Raw genomic sequence first — 17,320 nt, 5'->3', positions numbered from 1 at the left:
CGTGTTCTCCTGTTTTCCGGTTGGTCTTTATATGTTGCTTGTCGCGTATTGGTTCAAGGTGGCGCTAGCTATCCTCGAAGGGGTCCCATTCATCCTCAACCTCAGGAAGTGCTTCGGTCACGGCGGCTGCGGCGATGTCCTGAGGCGTACGGATTGCGGTAATTTTTGCCTGCGGAAACTGCGCAAGCACTGCCAGCATCATCGGATGGGCCGCCGCATCAGCGCGCAATGCGTTATCTTTTGCGTCGCGCAGCGAGGCGATCGTCGGGGCGCCGCCGGAATTTACCAATGTGACTGCCCAACGGCTGCCGGTCCAGAGCTGCAGTTTGTTGCCCAAACGCTGTGCAAGATCGCCGGGGGCGTTATCGGTGGGGACAAATTCGATCCTGCCTGGGCGATATGCTGCGAGTTGCAAAGAGGTTTCGACCTCGACCAACAGTTTGACGTCCCGATTGTGGCGGATGAGTTCGAGAACATGTTCGAATGTGGGGTAATGCGCAAGAGCACCGTCAGGCGCGCGGGCCAGCGCGGTGTTTTGGCCAGCGATGTTGGGTTGGCCAACCATTCTGGTCTGACTGTGGCTAATTGCTTGGGTCCCTCCGCCTTGTGGTGCCGCAGCTGTGGGGCGCGGATTGCTGCCGGTGGGTGCGGGGTTGTTTTGCAAGCTGCGCACCAACTCTTCCGGTGAGGGGAGATCGGCCACATGCGTCAGACGGATGATGGCCATTTCCGCTGCCATCATAGCATTAGGCGCGCTGGCAACTTCCTCAAGCGCCTTGAGTAACATTTGCCAAAGACGGGTCAGCACGCGGATAGGAAGGGCATCGGCCATCTGCCGGCCACGGTCACGCTCTTCGGGCGATATCGTCGGATCTTCTGCAGCGTCGGGCGTAATTTTCACCACGCTTATCCAGTGGGTGATTTCGGCCAGATCGCGCAGGACGGCCATAGGATCAGCCCCTTCGGCATATTGCGCGCCAATCTCGGTCAGCGCACCTGCTGCATCACCGCGCAAGATCATTTCCAGCAGGTCCAGCACGCGGGCACGGTCGGCAAGACCCAGCATGGCACGCACCTGAAGGGCTGTTGTCTCGCCCGCGCCATGGCTGATCGCCTGATCCAGAAGGGAGGTTGCATCGCGGGCGGACCCCTCGGCTGCGCGTGTGATCAGGGCAAGTGCGTCATCCGCAATTTCTGCACCTTCTGCGCCAGCAATCTTTTGCAACAAGGTAATCATTACTTCGGGCTCAATCCTGCGAAGATCAAAGCGCTGGCAGCGCGACAGGACGGTAACGGGAACTTTGCGTATTTCTGTCGTGGCGAAGATAAATTTGACGTGCTCCGGCGGCTCTTCAAGCGTTTTAAGCAGCGCGTTGAACGCTCCGGTCGAGAGCATGTGCACTTCGTCGATAATATAGACTTTGTAACGGGCAGAAGCCGCGCGATAGTGAACCGAATCGATGATTTCACGGATGTTTGCAACGCCCGTGTTAGAGGCAGCATCCATTTCCATCACGTCGACATGACGGCCTTCCATGATTGCAGTGCAATGCTCGCACGCGCCGCAAGGTTCGGTTGTGGGTTTGCCTGTCCCATCGGTCCCGATGCAGTTCATGCCTTTTGCAATGATGCGCGCGGTTGTAGTTTTGCCAGTCCCGCGAATACCTGTCATGATGAACGCCTGCGCGATGCGGTCCGCCTGAAACGCGTTTTTTAACGTGCGGACCATCGCCTCCTGTCCGACCAGATCGGCGAAGGTTTCCGGACGGTATTTCCGGGCAAGCACGCGGTAGGCGGCAGTGTCTGTCATCAAGTGTCCATTCCGGATTCGGGTTTGCCTAAACTAGGCTCTCGGTTGGCCATCGTAAACCGCTGTCATAGCATCCACAGGATTACTCCGACTGCAAATGATGCCCCACTAAAGACAAGCGCCAGGACCTTCATGCGGGCATTAGACTGGGCGTTGGCATGATGGTCCTCCAGCCGCTCGAGTGTTTTGGTGGCGGTATCATGGGCGGCCCAGAAAATGTAGATAGCAGCGATAACGAATATAGTAGCAACGGATTTCGCGGCCCATGTTGGGTCAAACTCGCCAAATACGGCCTTCAGGCCAATCGCTACGGCAAGCGATGCCATGCCTGTGCGCATCCAGCCTGCAAAGGTACGTTCGTTCGCCAGAATTGTTCTGTCTTCGGCCCAGTTTGTGCGGTCTTCGGCAAGATCGTTATTATGTGACATTGAGCTTAATTGGCGCAATGGTGTTAAGCTGACAAGAGTTAAAGAAAAATAAAGGATGTGGATGCCATGCGGCTCAAGGGAATCAAGCGCAGTAGCAACGTTGAGCGGCGGAGCAGCGGGCAGCGGAGTGTCGGCGGGAAAAGCAGCCTTGGCGTGGCGGGTGTTCTGGCGGTTTTGGCGATCGGGTACTTCACCGGAATAGATGTATCACCATTGTTGCAAGGTGGGAGTGTGCAACAAGAGAGCGGCAACGCTGTGCGCAGTGATGACCCATCCGTTGTCTTTAGTGAGCAGGTTCTCACGACCACCGAAGCTGTCTGGACGCAGGTTTTCCGCGACCAACTGGGGCGTGAGTACGTGCCACCAAAATTGGTGATCTTCAGCGGTGTAACACAAAGTCCGTGCGGCGGCGCCAGTGGTGCAACCGGTCCTTTTTACTGCCCTGCAGACAGTAAGGCATATCTTGATACGGATTTTTTCCGTGCACTGGATCAGCAAATGGGTGCAGGCGGTGATTTTGCGGCGGCCTATGTGATTGCGCATGAAGTCGCACATCATGTTCAGAACGAGCTGGGGATATTGCCCAAGGTTAACGCGGCACGGCAGCGGGGCACCGAGGTTGAGGCAAATGCACTTACTGTGCGGCTGGAGCTTATGGCGGACTGTTTGTCGGGGGTTTGGGCACGCAATGTTCAGGGATTGATGGAGCGCGGTGATCTGCAAGAAGCGCTGAATGCTGCGCGTAAAATCGGTGACGACCATCTTCAAAAGCAGGCAGGTCGAGTTCCACAGCCTCACACATTTACCCACGGCACATCCGATCAGCGCGCACGTTGGTTCGGTATAGGGTTCGATGGTGGTCAGGTAGGGGAGTGCGATACGTTTGCGGCGACACGGCTGTAGGAGCCTAAGTCCCCGGCCCTTCGCAAATACAGTTTCTAATTCTTCCCAGCATAATGCCCTCAACGTAATCGTAGTGGCGCAAATACGTGTGAGGGGGAGCACATGCGGCTAGTCATTAGGTGACTAGGTGAGAGATTGATAACGACCCAAGTGGGACTCGTTGTGGCTGCTGCCTTCCGGCTCTGACCAGGTTGGCGAGGCACCTGCCCGCACCAACCTCTCGACAGTTAATATAGGCAAAGAAGCAGCTGTCTGCAAGGCTAGAGCGTTATTGAAAGCAGGATAAACCCCTCTGCAGTGTCGCCAAGTCGTTTTGGTTTGAGGTGGGCGATGTCTTGAATAGACCCCAGTGCGTCTGGGTGCGTCAGAATGGTCGCCTCTCTTCCGCCCAAAGGTGCGAATCGCCAGCAGTCAGCAGAAAGCGAAGGAATGTATTCGGATAGTATTGTGTCCGGCGTATTGAGTATCTGGATAATGCTTTGATCAAGAGAGGTCGCGACACGGCAGACAATCCGTGCGCGCGGTGTCGCGGTATAACCCCCGCCGCCTGTCGCGCGAAACTGGCTGGTGGCAAGGATGAATTCCTCATCAGGGATTACAGACCTGCCGTTATATTCGAGGTGTGAGATCCGCTGCTGCGCAGGGGCTGACAGGTTGATGCGGTAAGTGAGCCCGAAGATGGTATCGAAATGAAATGCGGGAACGTCATCGTTGATGAGCATGTGCGGCGTTGTATCGGCGTGTTGCTGTGCAAAAAGGAGCGCGGAGTGTTCGAGCCAATTGCGCACATCGGTGCCGGTGATTAACACACCCACAGTCTGGTTGGTGAAGGGGTCGAGGCCGGCAATATGGCGCTGCAAAACGGGGCCTCGTGGAATGTGAATATAATTTTCAGGTCCGTCGCGACCGCCAGCGCCATGGGCGGCTGCACTGCTGAGTACGGGGAGATGTGCAAAAGCGGTATCCTTCAAGGCGGTACTCACCTGAAGTTGCTGCGCGCGTGCGATGATGTGTTGAGTGGGTGAGGGGCTGACAAGGGAAAAATAGCTATGAATGTCGATAGACGTTTTAGCAACTTGTTGGGACAGATGGCGGCGCACGGTGCTATGCGCCGATTGGGCAAAGGCGGTGACGTTGGGGCAGGATGGAACGTCTGGGCCGTTGGGGCGCAAGGTGCATTTGTGCCCACAGACGCGCCAGCCTGTTACAGCATCATAGGCGAGTGATAGATCCATCACCCCCAGATCGGATCCTGCATGTCCGGCCATCAGGGTCGGAATATCGCCAACTGTGCTGATGCGGATATCGACACCATCGCGGATGGCATAATCGTTTGACGGTAACCGGCGGTGCGTATGGCCGAGGATCATAGCGTCGATCTGGCCGGTGCGGGCGAGCGCGTGGGACGCCATTAGATCACTGTTGCTGCCGTCCGACCGCCCTACGCCCATGTGGCCCAGTACAATAACCAAATCGGCCCCTGCCGCGCGCACCGCAGCTGCTGCCGTCCGGATGGCGGTTTCAGGAACTTCGAGAGTGGTTTGTGGTCCCAAATGATGGCGTTGCCACGGCCCGCTTTGCACGGGAAGTACCGAAAGAATTCCAAGGGTGAGCGAGGCTGGGGCGTCGCTGCCGAGGTCGATGGGTAGCAGCAGACTGCTTTCCAACGGGGAAATATCAAGATTGCGCAGGTTGGAATTTATGATGGGCATGTCAAGCGCGCCCGCCACGGCCCTGAGGTAGGGTAATCCATGGTCGAGATCGTGATTTCCAAGGCCAAGCGCGTTATAGGCAAGAAAGTTGAGTGCGGCTACGATCGGGTGATCTGCGCTGACATCCTGCGTTCCCAGATAGCTGGCCAGCGGGGTGCCCTGAAACGTATCGCCATTGTCGACGAGGACGACAGGAATTCCTGCTGCTGTTGCCTCGGATCGTGCATCCGAGATCAGACTAGATAAACCCGCCAATCCCCCGCCTTGTGTCGGCTGGTCCTTGATGTAGTCATAGGCGAGCAAATGACCGTGCAAATCCGTCGTCGCCAATAGCCTGATCTGCGCACAGGTCTGCGGTGGGTTTTGTATGTTTGGATCGACCACGGCGCTCATATCTCGAATTACCATTAGAGGTTGAGCTGGTAAACGGAATTATGCTTTACCCTTTGTCGATTTTGCGGGACTAGCGTGTGTTGCACAAGCACTTGCAGGCTGTGCGGGGAAGAGGATCATAAGATGAAGAATGCAGAGCATGTGACGTTTGGTGGCTCGGGCCTTGACCGTGCAGGAGAGCTGCGCGCCGATCCGCAAGGGTTGCGCGATGCTGCGGCTGATCCTGCTGCGCGGGCGATTGTGTTCTGGCGGGGCAAGCCGCTGATTTCGGCGGAGCGGCCCGCGGGCCTGATAAGGCTTGCTTTGGATCATGCCGTGCTGGCCGATGCGGATGTTGCGCCTGTTTTGTTAGGCCGTGAAGATGGCGTGCCGGTTTTTGCCGTGGATTTGTCGGCTTGGACGCCGTCCGATCTGGACGAGAGCAGCCTTGGCGGCTTTATGGATCCTACCGAACAGCGGCATCCCGGTCTCCCCGAGTGGATGGTCTTTGCCGAGTTGCGGCGTGTAATGACATGGTTTGGCCCGCGTGACGCGGAGTTGGCGGCGGCAGGTAAGGCTGTATTTAGCTGGCATGATACGCACCGGTTTTGTGCAAAATGCGGTGCAGCGTCAGAGCCTACCAATGGCGGCTGGCAGCGGAAATGTGTTTCATGTGGCGCTTCGCATTTCCCCCGCACGGATCCTGTTGTGATCATGCTCATCACACACGGAAACTCGGTTCTGGTCGGGCGCTCCCCTGGTTGGCCGCAGGGGATGTACTCTCTGCTGGCAGGATTTGTCGAGCCGGGCGAGACCCTTGAGGCGGCGGTGCGGCGTGAGGTTTTCGAAGAAGCGGGCGTGCGCGTGGGTGAAGTCGGATATCTGGCGAGCCAGCCATGGCCTTTCCCCGCGTCATTGATGTTTGGCTGTTGGGGGCATGCGACCAGCAAAGATATTACAATCGATCCGGTCGAGATCGAGGATGCGCGCTGGATCACCCGTGAAGAGATGATGACCATAACTCAAGGGCACCACCCCGAAATTATGCCCGCACGTAAGGGAGCAATAGCGCATTTTCTCATTGATCGTTGGCTTAGTGATACGCTGGACTAGTGTTTGATCCTTTTTGTTACCATTTTGGTCAGACAGGGAGTTGACCCTTGTGGGGCTCAGTTTAACATCATTTCAGCAATCAAGAAAAAAACAGCAACGGGGTAATAATGAAATTCTCGACAAAGGAAGATATCGAAGCGCCGATTGCTGATGTGTTTGAAATGTTATGCGATTTCGAGACGTTCGAGAGGTCTGCGATGCGGCGCGGGGCAGATGTCCAGCGCACGGACACGAAATCCCAACCCGGAGTTGGCATGGGCTGGCGCGGTGCATTCAACCTGCGCGGCAAGCGTCGGCAGGTCGATATCGAGTTGATCACGTTCGACAAACCCAACGAGATGGTTTTCGAATGCCGTTCAACGGGTCTGGTGACGATGATCTCGACCGAACTGGTTGCCCTGTCCAAGAACCGTACGAGGATCATGATGTCGCTCGACATCAAACCGCTGAACCTTTCCGCGCGGTTGCTGGTTCAATCGCTTAAGCTGGCGAAAACATCACTGACCAAGAAATTCAAGCTGCGCACGGCTGAGTTCGTCAAGTCGCTGGAAGAGCGTCACCAGCGTGGGTGAAGGCATGGGGAGTTATGCCTCGATGGCCCAGCGACCTGGATGGGCGGGATAAACGCCCAGAATGTCCAGCATGTTGGTGAAATACCCAAGCTCCTCAAGAGCGCGTTTTACTGGCGCGTCATCGGGATGGCCCTCGATATCAGCGTAAAACCGCGTCGCGGTAAACGATCCGCCTACCATGTAGCTTTCCAGCTTTGTCATGTTGATGCTGTTGGTCGCAAATCCTCCCATCGCCTTGTATAGGGCAGCAGGGATGTTGCGGACCTCGAAGACAAATGTCGTCATCATCCGGGCGCCGCGCCGCGATAGGTCAATGTCGGGCGCCATCAGCAGAAAGCGGGTGGTGTTGTGCGCCATGTCCTCAATGCCGTCGGCCAGCACATCGAGGCCATGAATTTCGGCAGCGACAGCGCTGGCCAGAACCCCCTCATGTGTAGGGCCTCCCGCGGCGAGATCTTCGGCGGCACCGGCACTGTCTGCGGCTGGTTCGGACGTGATCCCGCGTGCCTCGAGATAGCTGCGCGCCTGCGGCAGCAGCACCAGATGGGCGCGCACGTGTTTTATCTGATCCAGCGGGACGCCGGGTCTTCCCATCAGAGCAATGCGCACACGTACGAATGCTTCTTCGATGATATGCATCCCGCTCTCGGGGAGCAGGCGGTGAATGTCGGCCACGCGGCCATATGTTGTATTCTCGACCGGAAGCATCGCGAGGTCGGCGCGCCCCTCGCGCACCGCGCGCAGAACACCCTCAAATGTGGTGCAAGGCACGGGTATGCCGTCGGGGCGGGCTTGCAGGCAGGCCTCATGGCTGTAGGCCCCCAATGCCCCCTGAAAAGCGATGCGCGGCTGCTGTTGTGCGGTCATCCCACGGTTCCTTTGTCAAAACATCGCTATCTGGTCGATTGGTCGCGGTAACTACACCTTGCTTGCGGGGAGGGAAAGCAATAGATAGCCCCCCAAAGAAATGAACAATTCAAAGTGATGGACGGACCCATGGATTCAACGACATTCACAAAAATCGCCGCAGGTGTACTGGGCGCATGGCTGGTGCTTTTGCTTGGCAAATGGGCCGGTGATGAAATGTATCACGCCTCCCTTCACGGTGAAGCGTCCTATGTGATCGAGGTCGCGGGCGACGAGCCTGCCGAACCGGTAGAAGAAGTTCCGTTTGAGGAGCTGTTGGCGTCCGCCTCTGTGGATGACGGCTCAAAAGTATTCCGCAAGTGTACAGCGTGCCACAAGGTAGAGCAGGGTGCCAATGCAACCGGTCCATACCTTTACGGCGTTGTTGGACGCGACATTGATGCGGCAGAAGGGTTCCAGTATTCCGGCGCACTAGAGCAGTCCGCTGACGTCTGGACACCGGAAAACCTATATGCCTTCCTGGAAAAGCCAAGTTCATGGGCGCCAGGTACGTCGATGGGTTTCGCCGGCCTGAACTCTTCGCAGGAACGTGTAGACGTGATTGCGTATCTCGACAGTCTCGACGACTAATCTGCGATCTGACGACCCGATTTGTAAAAGGTCGCCTACGGGCGACCTTTTTGTTATTTCAGAACAGATTTTCGTCACATCACAGACTTGCAACTTGTAACTTGGCGCTCACGGCCATTAGCCTACATACCAGAATAGACCCCTGATTTCTTTTGATGGAGCTTGCCCATGACGTTCACCGCCAATGTCCTGAATCGCCGAAGACCGGCATCGAAATTGTTGGCGGCATTGGCTGTGTCAGCTTGGACTGCTGTCTGGGGAGGTGCGGTAGGTGCGCAAAGCGAGAGCACACAGACCGAGAGTACTATGGTCTCCAGTCATGGTTATTCGTTTTACGGCAATCTGACCTATCCTGCGGATTATCCGCATTTTAGCTACGTGAACCCTGACGCGCCCAAGGGCGGGGAGATTTCCATTTCGACGTTGGGGACGTTTGATTCGATGAACCCTTATTCCCGCAAGGGGCGTGGCGGCGCGTTGAGCACAGTCATGTACGAGAGCCTGCTCGGAGAGGGTGTCGGCGGCGAATCTGCGCCTGCTGATGTTTATTCCGAATATTACTGCCTGCTGTGCGAGAGCCTTGAATACCCCGAGAGCAAGGATTGGGTGGTCTTCCACATGCGCCCCGAGGCCAAATTTTCCAACGGCGATCCGGTGACTGCTTATGATATCGAATTTTCGCATAATCTTTTGTTGGAGCAAGGACTTAAATCCTACGCTGATTATGTGCGCCGGCAAATCCCCAAGGTCGAGGTGATCGACGATCATACGATCAAATTTTACTTCACCGAAGGTATCTCGCGTCGCAGCCTGATCGAGCAGGTAGGCGGCGTGCCTGCTTGGTCGAAGAAGTGGTACGAGGAATCAGGTGCGCGGCTGGATGAAAGCCGGTTGAACATTTCACCCGGTTCGGGCGCGTACATGGTCGAGACTGTGGATGTGAACCGCCGCATCGTATACCAGCGGAACCCTGACTACTGGGGTAACGATCTGCCGTTTAACGTAGGGCGTAACAACTTCGACCGCATCCGTGTCGAATATTTCGGTGACGAAAACTCTGCGTTCGAGGCATTTAAATCAGGCGAGTATACCTTCCGTAACGAAGGAAACTCCAAGCAGTGGGCAACTGCATACAACTTTCCCAAGGTCGCTGATGGCTTCGTAGTAAAAGAAGAAATTCCGGACGGCTCGCCGCCTACACCAACTGGCATCGTGTTCAACCTTGGCCGGGAAGTGTTGCAGGACAAACGGGTGCGGGAGGCTGTCGCGCTCGCATTTAACTTTGAATGGACCAACGAGTCGTTGCAATATGGCCTGTTCAAACAGCGGGCGTCCTTTACGCAGGGTACGCCCCTGATGGCGATGGACGCTCCCACCGGCGCCGAGTTTGAACTCCTGCAAAGTCTTGGTGATGTGGTGCCGCCAGCTGTGTTGACCGAAGGCGTGCGCATGCCGCACATCTCTGCCGCTGATCGTCTGCTGGATCGCCGCAACGCGCGGGCCGCTTTCAAGCTCCTCGATGAGGCAGGCTGGGCTGTGGGAACTGACGGAAAGCGGCGTAATAAAGCGGATGAACCTCTCCGCCTGTCGTTCTTGCTGGATTCCTCCGGCTCTGCCACCTTGTCGGCTGTCGTGGAAAATTTCATTTCCAATCTTCAGGATTTCGGCATCGAAGCGGTGCTCGAAAAGGTAGACAGTTCCCAGTATACCTCCCGGAAGCGGGAAATGGATTATGATCTGATTTATGATCAGTACGCCGCTTTCCTTGGCACAGGTACAGGCCTAGCACAGCGGTATGGATCAGAGGCAGCGACTGAGGGGTTGTTCAATCCTGCTGCACTGGCAAGTCCGATGGTCGATGCCATCATTGACGCCTCTTTGGCCGCACAAACGCGGGAACAGGAACAGGCCGCGATGACCGCGCTGGACCGTGCTTTGCGCTATGAGTTTATTATGATCCCTGCGTGGTACAACGGCGTTCACTGGACGGCCTATTACGATCAATACGGACATCCGGCAGATCAACCTGCCTATGCACTGGGCTATCTTGATTTCTGGTGGTACGACGCGGAGAAAGCGGAAAAACTGCGCAGTGCTGGCGCGTTGAGGTAATTCATGGGCGCCTATATCCTCAGACGGCTTTTGCTGATCCCGGTTACATTATTCGGCATTATGCTGGTCAACTTCGCATTAGTGCAGTTCGTGCCTGGCGGTCCTGTCGAGCAGGCGATTGCGCGCATTCAGGGCGGTGGTGATGTGTTTGGCGGGTTTGCCAGCTCCGGCTCTGATGCGGGTACTGTCGATCTGGGTGGGTCTGATAACTACGTAGGCTCGCGGGGGTTACCGCCGGAATTCATTGCCGAGCTCGAGCGCGAATTCGGCTTTGACAAGCCGCCAGTCGAACGGTTTTTCCGGATGATCGGCAACTATATGATGTTCGATTTCGGGGAGAGTTATTTTCGTTCGATCTCGGTCATCGACCTGATCAAGGAAAAACTGCCTGTGTCGATCACGCTGGGGCTTTGGTCGACGCTGATTGCCTATCTTATATCGATTCCGCTAGGGATCAAAAAAGCGGTTCGTGACGGATCAAAATTTGATACATGGACCTCTGGCGCGATTATTGCGGCCTATGCAATTCCTGGATTTCTTTTTGCGATTCTGCTGCTGGTGCTGTTCGTGCCTGCCAACTGCTTCCGGGTTCCAGGGCTGGCGGAGGCATGGCCGGGGGGTGCGAATTTCAATCCCACCTGCTATGAGCTCTTCCCCTTGCGTGGGCTGACTTCTGATAATTTTGATCAGCTTAGCGCGTGGGGTAAGGTGAAGGATTACGTCTGGCACATTACATTGCCAGTGTTGGCTTCGACAATTTCGGCCTTTGCCACGCTGACTTTGCTTACCAAAAACAGCTTTCTTGACGAGATCAAGAAGCATTACGTGATGACCGCACGTGCCAAAGGTCTGTCAGAAAGTAAGGTGCTTTACGGTCATGTTTTCCGCAATGCCATGTTGATTGTGATTGCCGGTTTTCCGGCGGTTTTCATCGGAGTGTTCTTCGGATCGTCTCTCATTATCGAGACGATATTTTCCCTCGATGGATTAGGCCGCTTGGGCTTTGAGGCTGCAGTGGCGCGGGATTACCCTATCGTCTTCGGGACGCTATTCATTTTTGGCCTGATCGGACTGGTGGTCGGTATCATATCCGACCTTATGTACGTGTTGGTTGATCCACGCATTGATTTCGAGAAGAGGGAAGGCTGATGGCGCTCTCTCCGCTCAACCAGCGCCGGTGGCGTAATTTTACGCGCAACCGGCGCGCCTACTGGTCCATGTGGATTTTTGCAGTGGTTTTCACCTTGTCCCTGTTTGCCGAGTTTCTGGCGAATGACAAACCGATCATCGTGAACTACCGCGGCGAGATTTATATGCCGATCTTCAACTTTTACGCCGAGACGGAATTTGGCGGGGATTTTCAAACCGAGGCAGCCTACCGTGATCCTGAGGTGCGCTGTTTGATTGCAAGTGGTGGCCTTGAGGAGTGCTTTGACGACCCTGAGGGGATAGTTCAGCAGATTGATGCAGGAGCCTTTGACACCACAACCGAGGGGTTCCAGCAGGGTTGGTCGATCTGGCCGCCGATCCCATACAGCTTTGATACAGCTGTGGACCGTCCGGGTGCTGCGCCGTTGCCACCCAATGGCGAGAACCTGCTGGGCACCGACGGAACCAAGCGTGATGTACTCGCTCGGGTTATTCACGGGTTTCGCCTGAGTATCGTATTCACTCTTGTGGTGACGGGGCTCAGCACGCTCATCGGCATCGCCGCTGGCGCAGTGCAGGGCTTCTTTGGCGGATGGCTGGATCTGATATTCCAACGTATTATTGAGGTCTGGACCTCTACGCCATCACTCTATGTGATCATAATCATGTTCGCCATTTTGGGACGAAGTTTCTGGCTGTTGGTGTTTCTGCTCGTGCTTTTCAGTTGGACATCGCTGGTTGGGGTAGTGCGCGCGGAATTTCTGCGGGCGCGCAATCTTGAATACGTGCGCGCCGCGCGGGCGCTAGGTGTGGGCAACGTTACGATCATGGTCCGCCACATGCTGCCGAATGCTATGGTGGCGACGCTTACAATGTTGCCGTTCCTGATTACGGGGACAATTTCATCGCTGGCGGTGCTGGATTTTCTGGGCTTCGGCCTACCGTCTTCGGCGCCTTCGCTGGGCGAGCTTACGTTGCAAGCAAAGCAAAACCTCCAAGCGCCATGGCTTGCCTTTACCGCCTTTTTTACCTTTGCGATCATGCTGTCGCTGTTGGTGTTTATATTTGAGGGCATCCGCGACGCGTTTGATCCCAGAAAGACGTTCAACTGATGTCTCCTCTTCTGGACGTAAAAGACCTGCGCGTATCCTTCTGGCAGGATGGCAAGCTGACAGCGGCGGTCAAAGGAATTTCCTTTCACGTCGAGCGCGGCGAAACTGTGGCCCTTGTGGGAGAGAGCGGCTCTGGCAAGTCTGTGTCAGCGCTCAGCACCGTGAGCCTGTTGGGTGACACCGCCCATGTCGAGGGTTCCGTGACCTATGACGGGCAGCAGATGATCGGTGCCAGTGACGCCCTTTTGCGTAAGGTGCGGGGCAACGACATCAGCTTTATTTTTCAGGAGCCGATGACGTCGCTCAACCCGCTTCACACAATTGATAAGCAACTGGCTGAAAGCCTGACGTTGCATCAGGGGCTGACGGGTGCCGCACTTAAATCACGGATTCTCGAATTGCTTCTGAGGGTGGGCATCCACGATGCGGAGAGCCGCCTCGGTTCTTATCCGCACCAGTTGTCGGGTGGGCAACGCCAGCGCGTAATGATCGCAATGGCGCTGGCGAACAAGCCAGATGTGCTGATCGCGGACGAGCCTACGACCGCTCTGGATGTCACCATACAGGCGCAAATTCTGGATTTGCTGAAAGAGCTTAAGGATAGCGAGGGCATGGGCCTGCTGTTCATCACCCACGACCTCACGGTGGTGCGCCGCATCGCCGACCGTGTCTGTGTGATGCAACATGGCGAAATTGTGGAGCAGGGCCCAACAAAAGATATTTTTGACAATCCGCAGCACCCCTATACACAAAAGTTGCTCGCTGCCGAACCTACCGGTGCACCTGCACCTGTGCCTGAAGATGCGGAAGTGATTGTTCGGACCGAGAACCTCAAAATCTGGTTTCCGATTCAGCAGGGACTGCTGCGCCGCACCGTTGGCCACGTAAGGGCGGTCAATGATGCATCGCTGAGCGTGCGGGCAGGGGAGACGATCGGCATTGTCGGCGAAAGCGGCTCGGGGAAGACAACGCTGGCGCTGGCCATTATGCGCCTTATCGCATCGGAAGGCGCGATTACGTTCATGGGCAATGACGTGCGTAAATGGTCGACAAAGGAGCTGCGCTATCTCCGCAAAGACATGCAGATCGTATTTCAGGACCCGTTCGGCAGCCTTAGTCCGCGTATGACCTGCATGCAGATCATCGCGGAAGGGTTGAGTATCCACAAGGTTGACCCTGACCGTGACAAGCGTGAACTGGTACATGATGTCATGATCGAAGTGGGTCTCGACCCCGCGACGATGGACCGTTACCCGCATGAGTTCTCCGGCGGCCAGCGCCAGCGTATTGCCATCGCCCGCGCCATGGTCCTGCGTCCGCGCCTGCTGGTTCTGGACGAACCGACCAGTGCGCTTGATATGACTGTGCAGGTTCAGATTGTGGATCTGCTGCGCGAGCTGCAGGTCAAATACGGGCTGGCCTACCTGTTTATCAGCCACGATTTGAAAGTCGTCCGCGCCATGTCACATCGCGTGATGGTTATGAAGCGTGGCGATGTGGTAGAATATGGCGATGTAAATGCGCTGTATGACAATCCTCAGACGGAATACACGCGTGCCCTGCTACAGGCGGCAACCTGAGCGGGTGATCGGGCGATTGCGTCCGGTAGTCCGTCAAACAATCAGGTCCCGCATATCGTTGCGAACTGCCTGCGCACATTGCGCAGGGTGGACAGTTTATGAGTTGTGAGCGGGCTGGGAAGTTCAGCTTGGTCCGATCATGAAGCAGCTGACATTACGCGCTTTCAGTCTGCGACAAGCCAGATCGGCTGTTTCGCGAGACATTCCGAGGAAATTCGCATCAAAGCCCTGCGGCTTTCTCACAACCTTTCGAAGGGTGCCATCAAGCGTGGCCATCTCTGCGAGTGCAGTTTTGATGAGGATTTTCTCCGCTGCATAATGGCTTGGGTAACGTCCCACATTCACGCCCCAGTGACGGCCGCCGGAGGTTGATACGCGGGTAACGACCTCTTGTTCTGCGGTTTGCTCGGGGGGGGCTGGCTTGGCTCCGATGACGACCAGACCAGTCGGACGTAGTGCCGGACGGGCGGAGGTGTCCGCGGATGCGAGGACGATCTCACCCTCAGAGACACCGGGAACAACTTGCGCAGCGGAAGGCGTTTCCTGTGCGAGGGCCGCAACCTGGGTGGCTCCTGTAGGCTCAATCGCCTGAGCCACTGCCGCCTCGATCGCGGAGGTCAAAACATCGCTGATCGGGTCCAGGGTCCCTGCGGCAGCCACTAATACAGGTGCATCCTGACCGGGCCGTAATTTAGGCCGCGAGGAGCTGGAGACCGCGCGGATCAGTCGGATTGTTTTACCTTTTCCACCTGTTGCCGATGCGCCTTGGCTCGGCTCCTCCACGTCTGCCTGTGCAATGTAGGCAGGCGCATTCGGCTTGTTCGTCTTGACGCTGGACGGTGCGCGCTTGAAGCCGAGGTCCATCAGTTCCGCCACTTTCGCGTTGCGCGAAGCCGTTGATTGCCCCCCGAACACGGTCACAATAATGCGTTCGTTTCCGCGCTCGGCTGAGGCGGTCAGGTTGAACCCTGCGGCGCGGGTGTATCCGGTTTTAATGCCGTCCGCCCCCTTGTATTCATTCAGAAAACGCCGGTTTGTGTGGCTCACCTGCCGGATCCCCGCATCAGCGGTGATCCGGGAGAAAAGGTTGTAATATTGCGGATAATCGTAAAGCAGGTGACGCCCCAGAACGGTCATGTCCCGTGCTGTCGACAGATGGCCTTCTTCGGTCAGGCCATGCGCGTTCTTGAAGGAGGTTCGCGTCATGCCCAGTTGGGTGGCAGTGCGGTTCATTCTGCGCGCAAAATTCGCTTCGGAGCCGGAGATCGCTTCGCCGATTGCGGTGGCAGCATCGTTTGCAGATTTCACCGCCGCCGCACGGATCAGATAGCGTAGCGCGATGGTCTGGCCTGACTTGAGGCCCAACTTGCTCGGCTCCTCGGACGCCGCGTTGTTGGATATTTTCACCTGCGTATCGAGCGATAATTCACCTCTCTCGATCGCCTGAAATGCGATGTAGAGCGTCATCATTTTGGTCAGCGACGCAGGATGCAGGCGTGTTTCCGCATTACTGGAATGCAGGACCTCCCCGCTGCGTGCGTCGATCACATAAGCCGCATATGGCGCTGCTTTCGCGCTCATCGGGACGAGAACCAGCAACCAAATAGCCGCTAGTATGAATAGCCCAAAACGGGCCGGCTGCGTGCGCCTTGCCTTCATGATAACCTGCCTAATTTGCCTCTGGCCCCCGATTTTTCGGGTGGCCTTATTATTAATTAAGGCAAAACTAGCACGGAAAAATGCCTATGATAACCCTCTTATTCTCGCATTACGAACGATTTTCTGCAGTGCAGCATGCCACATATCGGTGCTGTTAGCGCCCCAACCACAACACCCTGCAATGTGTCAAGAATGTGGCAGATTTTAGACGCGCTTTGCCTCAATTCAAGCGGGTGATTCACGGTATGGTGAGGGAGGCATAGTGCTGTTCCAGAAATCCGATCTCGATACCCAGAATGCTGGGCGCCGGAACCATGTCACGCAGCGCTGTCTGAAGCGCCGCCACAAGGGCAGTCATAAAGGCATCATCGCGATGAGGTTTGTTTAACATCCGCAGGCGGAGCAGGACGTGATCATGGTGGGTAATCTCGAGCGGATGGGCACGCCCTTTGCACGCGCCCGCTTTTGCGTCATGCGCGCTGACTACCTCCTCGACTGTCCGTAAAATTTTCGCAGGGTCCAGCGCGATCTTCGCAGAATAGCTCAGGTCAGCTTGGGGCATGGTTTTCTCCTTCAGTTATGGCACAGATGAGCGGGGGCAGAGCCGCCAGATCTATAATTTTACGAAACCTATCTTGGGTCGGGGTTGGCGCATGTTCAATCGCCCATGTGATGCCATGGGGCACATGCACGCCCCATCCCCCCGCCGCAATCATCGGGACCACGTCTGATGCCATTGCATTGCCGACCATCATGCCCTGATCGGCACCGGTGCCATGGATTTCGAATATGCGGGTATAGGTGTCGGGCGTTTTGGCTGAAACAATTTCTATGCCGTCAAACAAATCCCGTAGACCCGACTGGGCCAGTTTGCGTTCCTGATCCAGCAGATCACCCTTTGTAATCATGACCAGATTATAGGAGTGGCGCAAATGCTCGATAGTATCGGCGGCATGGGGTAATAGTTCAACGGTATGGCTGAGCATATCGCGGCCTACATCAAGCAATTCGGTTATGACAGAGGCGGGAAGGCGGCCGTCGGTCACCTCGATTGCGGTTTCGATCATCGACAGGGTGAAGCCTTTGATGCCAAAGCCGTAATGCGGCAGGTTGCGCCGCTCGGCCGCCAGCAGGCGCGCCATCAGCGTCTCGCGGTCTGTATGATCGACAAGCAAAGCGGCGAAATGGTCCTGCGTCAGCGTAAAGAACCGCTCGTTGTGCCAGAGTGTGTCGTCGGCATCGAAACCAATCGTCGTGAGCGTGTTGGACATATTCCTGCATACCTCTTTTCTAAGGAGTAC

The 17,320-nt window shown here is 56.2% G+C and carries 15 protein-coding genes and 1 other RNA gene; 8 read left to right on the top strand and 8 right to left on the bottom strand.

The annotated features are described in order from the left end of the window. Window positions 1–64 precede the first annotated feature (64 nt). A complete protein-coding gene (locus tag C8N30_RS05945; protein ID WP_025063588.1) occupies window positions 65–1,810 on the bottom strand; it encodes a DNA polymerase III subunit gamma/tau in 1,746 nt (581 codons plus the stop codon). 65 nt (window positions 1,811–1,875) lie between these two features. After that, complete coding sequence (locus C8N30_RS05940) at window positions 1,876–2,238, bottom strand: DUF202 domain-containing protein (RefSeq protein ID WP_025063587.1); 363 nt, start codon at window positions 2,236–2,238, stop codon at window positions 1,876–1,878. A 66-nt stretch (window positions 2,239–2,304) separates the two neighbouring features. Between C8N30_RS05940 and ypfJ the strand changes: the two genes are divergently transcribed. Beyond that, the gene (gene ypfJ / locus C8N30_RS05935) at window positions 2,305–3,141 is read left to right on the top strand and encodes a KPN_02809 family neutral zinc metallopeptidase (RefSeq protein WP_025063586.1); all 837 of its coding nucleotides are present in this window, start codon (window positions 2,305–2,307) and stop codon (window positions 3,139–3,141) included. A 125-nt stretch (window positions 3,142–3,266) separates the two neighbouring features. On the opposite strand, the gene ffs is transcribed toward ypfJ, so the two are convergent. Together ffs and C8N30_RS05925 are read right to left on the bottom strand one after the other, a co-directional pair. Beyond that, window positions 3,267–3,364: signal recognition particle sRNA small type (gene ffs / locus C8N30_RS05930), an RNA gene on the bottom strand. 37 nt (window positions 3,365–3,401) lie between these two features. Then, window positions 3,402–5,246: a 5'-nucleotidase C-terminal domain-containing protein gene (locus tag C8N30_RS05925; protein ID WP_025063585.1), complete on the bottom strand. Its 1,845-nt coding sequence runs from the start codon at window positions 5,244–5,246 to the stop codon at window positions 3,402–3,404. A gap of 123 nt (window positions 5,247–5,369) precedes the next feature. Between C8N30_RS05925 and nudC the strand changes: the two genes are divergently transcribed. Together nudC and C8N30_RS05915 are read left to right on the top strand one after the other, a co-directional pair. After that, a complete protein-coding gene (nudC, locus tag C8N30_RS05920; protein ID WP_025063584.1) occupies window positions 5,370–6,338 on the top strand; it encodes an NAD(+) diphosphatase in 969 nt (322 codons plus the stop codon). Window positions 6,339–6,445: 107 nt separating this feature from the next. Beyond that, entirely contained in the window at window positions 6,446–6,910 is a 465-nt protein-coding gene (locus C8N30_RS05915) for an SRPBCC family protein (RefSeq protein ID WP_025063583.1), read from the top strand. A 12-nt stretch (window positions 6,911–6,922) separates the two neighbouring features. Here the strand turns inward: C8N30_RS05915 and C8N30_RS05910 are convergent, their stop codons facing one another. Next, entirely contained in the window at window positions 6,923–7,777 is an 855-nt protein-coding gene (locus C8N30_RS05910) for a prephenate dehydratase (protein ID WP_025063582.1), read from the bottom strand. A 129-nt stretch (window positions 7,778–7,906) separates the two neighbouring features. Here C8N30_RS05910 and C8N30_RS05905 point away from each other — a divergent pair, with 129 nt between their 5' ends. The 5 genes from C8N30_RS05905 (at window position 7,907) to C8N30_RS05885 (ending at window position 14,360) form a co-directional block, all read left to right on the top strand. Then, window positions 7,907–8,407 (top strand): c-type cytochrome, encoded by a 501-nt coding sequence (locus tag C8N30_RS05905; RefSeq protein ID WP_025063581.1) that lies wholly within the window; start codon window positions 7,907–7,909, stop codon window positions 8,405–8,407. A gap of 168 nt (window positions 8,408–8,575) precedes the next feature. Beyond that, window positions 8,576–10,519, top strand: a complete 1,944-nt coding sequence (locus C8N30_RS05900; RefSeq protein ID WP_025063580.1) for an extracellular solute-binding protein — start codon at window positions 8,576–8,578, stop codon at window positions 10,517–10,519. Window positions 10,520–10,522: 3 nt separating this feature from the next. Beyond that, window positions 10,523–11,668, top strand: coding sequence for a microcin C ABC transporter permease YejB (locus C8N30_RS05895; protein ID WP_025063579.1), 1,146 nt, complete (start codon window positions 10,523–10,525; stop codon window positions 11,666–11,668). Continuing rightward, on the top strand, window positions 11,668–12,780 hold the full coding sequence (locus C8N30_RS05890) for an ABC transporter permease (protein ID WP_025063578.1): 1,113 nt from the start codon (window positions 11,668–11,670) through the stop codon (window positions 12,778–12,780). The genes C8N30_RS05895 and C8N30_RS05890 overlap by 1 nt, the downstream gene beginning before the upstream one ends. Then, window positions 12,780–14,360, top strand: coding sequence for an ABC transporter ATP-binding protein (locus tag C8N30_RS05885; RefSeq protein ID WP_025063577.1), 1,581 nt, complete (start codon window positions 12,780–12,782; stop codon window positions 14,358–14,360). The genes C8N30_RS05890 and C8N30_RS05885 overlap by 1 nt, the downstream gene beginning before the upstream one ends. Window positions 14,361–14,483: 123 nt before the next feature. Here the strand turns inward: C8N30_RS05885 and C8N30_RS05880 are convergent, their stop codons facing one another. From C8N30_RS05880 to C8N30_RS05870, 3 genes are all read right to left on the bottom strand, one after another. Continuing rightward, window positions 14,484–16,019, bottom strand: a complete 1,536-nt coding sequence (locus C8N30_RS05880) for a D-alanyl-D-alanine carboxypeptidase family protein (protein WP_025063576.1) — start codon at window positions 16,017–16,019, stop codon at window positions 14,484–14,486. Between the two features lie 238 nt (window positions 16,020–16,257). Continuing rightward, window positions 16,258–16,581: a hypothetical protein gene (locus tag C8N30_RS05875; protein WP_025063575.1), complete on the bottom strand. Its 324-nt coding sequence runs from the start codon at window positions 16,579–16,581 to the stop codon at window positions 16,258–16,260. Next, window positions 16,568–17,290, bottom strand: coding sequence for an HAD family hydrolase (locus tag C8N30_RS05870; RefSeq protein WP_025063574.1), 723 nt, complete (start codon window positions 17,288–17,290; stop codon window positions 16,568–16,570). Before C8N30_RS05870 ends, C8N30_RS05875 begins: the two co-directional genes overlap by 14 nt. Window positions 17,291–17,320 lie beyond the last annotated feature (30 nt).

The organism is Sulfitobacter guttiformis, assembly GCF_003610455.1.
Taxonomy (GTDB): domain Bacteria; phylum Pseudomonadota; class Alphaproteobacteria; order Rhodobacterales; family Rhodobacteraceae; genus Sulfitobacter; species Sulfitobacter guttiformis.
Note: the sequence above shows the minus strand (reverse complement) of the source record. Positions and strands in the feature narration are given on the sequence as shown.

What these genes read in the sequence shown, in the direction of transcription:
- C8N30_RS05870 (WP_025063574.1), bottom strand. Translation starts at nt 17,290, where the DNA reads ATGTCCAACACGCTCACGACGATTGGTTTCGATGCCGACGACACACTC.
- C8N30_RS05925 (WP_025063585.1), bottom strand. Translation starts at nt 5,246, where the DNA reads ATGAGCGCCGTGGTCGATCCAAACATACAAAACCCACCGCAGACCTGT.
- nudC (WP_025063584.1), top strand. Translation starts at nt 5,370, where the DNA reads ATGAAGAATGCAGAGCATGTGACGTTTGGTGGCTCGGGCCTTGACCGT.
- C8N30_RS05875 (WP_025063575.1), bottom strand. Translation starts at nt 16,581, where the DNA reads ATGCCCCAAGCTGACCTGAGCTATTCTGCGAAGATCGCGCTGGACCCT.
- ypfJ (WP_025063586.1), top strand. Translation starts at nt 2,305, where the DNA reads ATGCGGCTCAAGGGAATCAAGCGCAGTAGCAACGTTGAGCGGCGGAGC.
- C8N30_RS05880 (WP_025063576.1), bottom strand. Translation starts at nt 16,019, where the DNA reads ATGAAGGCAAGGCGCACGCAGCCGGCCCGTTTTGGGCTATTCATACTA.
- C8N30_RS05910 (WP_025063582.1), bottom strand. Translation starts at nt 7,777, where the DNA reads ATGACCGCACAACAGCAGCCGCGCATCGCTTTTCAGGGGGCATTGGGG.
- C8N30_RS05900 (WP_025063580.1), top strand. Translation starts at nt 8,576, where the DNA reads ATGACGTTCACCGCCAATGTCCTGAATCGCCGAAGACCGGCATCGAAA.
- C8N30_RS05890 (WP_025063578.1), top strand. Translation starts at nt 11,668, where the DNA reads ATGGCGCTCTCTCCGCTCAACCAGCGCCGGTGGCGTAATTTTACGCGC.
- C8N30_RS05945 (WP_025063588.1), bottom strand. Translation starts at nt 1,810, where the DNA reads ATGACAGACACTGCCGCCTACCGCGTGCTTGCCCGGAAATACCGTCCG.
- C8N30_RS05940 (WP_025063587.1), bottom strand. Translation starts at nt 2,238, where the DNA reads ATGTCACATAATAACGATCTTGCCGAAGACCGCACAAACTGGGCCGAA.
- C8N30_RS05915 (WP_025063583.1), top strand. Translation starts at nt 6,446, where the DNA reads ATGAAATTCTCGACAAAGGAAGATATCGAAGCGCCGATTGCTGATGTG.
- C8N30_RS05895 (WP_025063579.1), top strand. Translation starts at nt 10,523, where the DNA reads ATGGGCGCCTATATCCTCAGACGGCTTTTGCTGATCCCGGTTACATTA.
- C8N30_RS05885 (WP_025063577.1), top strand. Translation starts at nt 12,780, where the DNA reads ATGTCTCCTCTTCTGGACGTAAAAGACCTGCGCGTATCCTTCTGGCAG.
- C8N30_RS05905 (WP_025063581.1), top strand. Translation starts at nt 7,907, where the DNA reads ATGGATTCAACGACATTCACAAAAATCGCCGCAGGTGTACTGGGCGCA.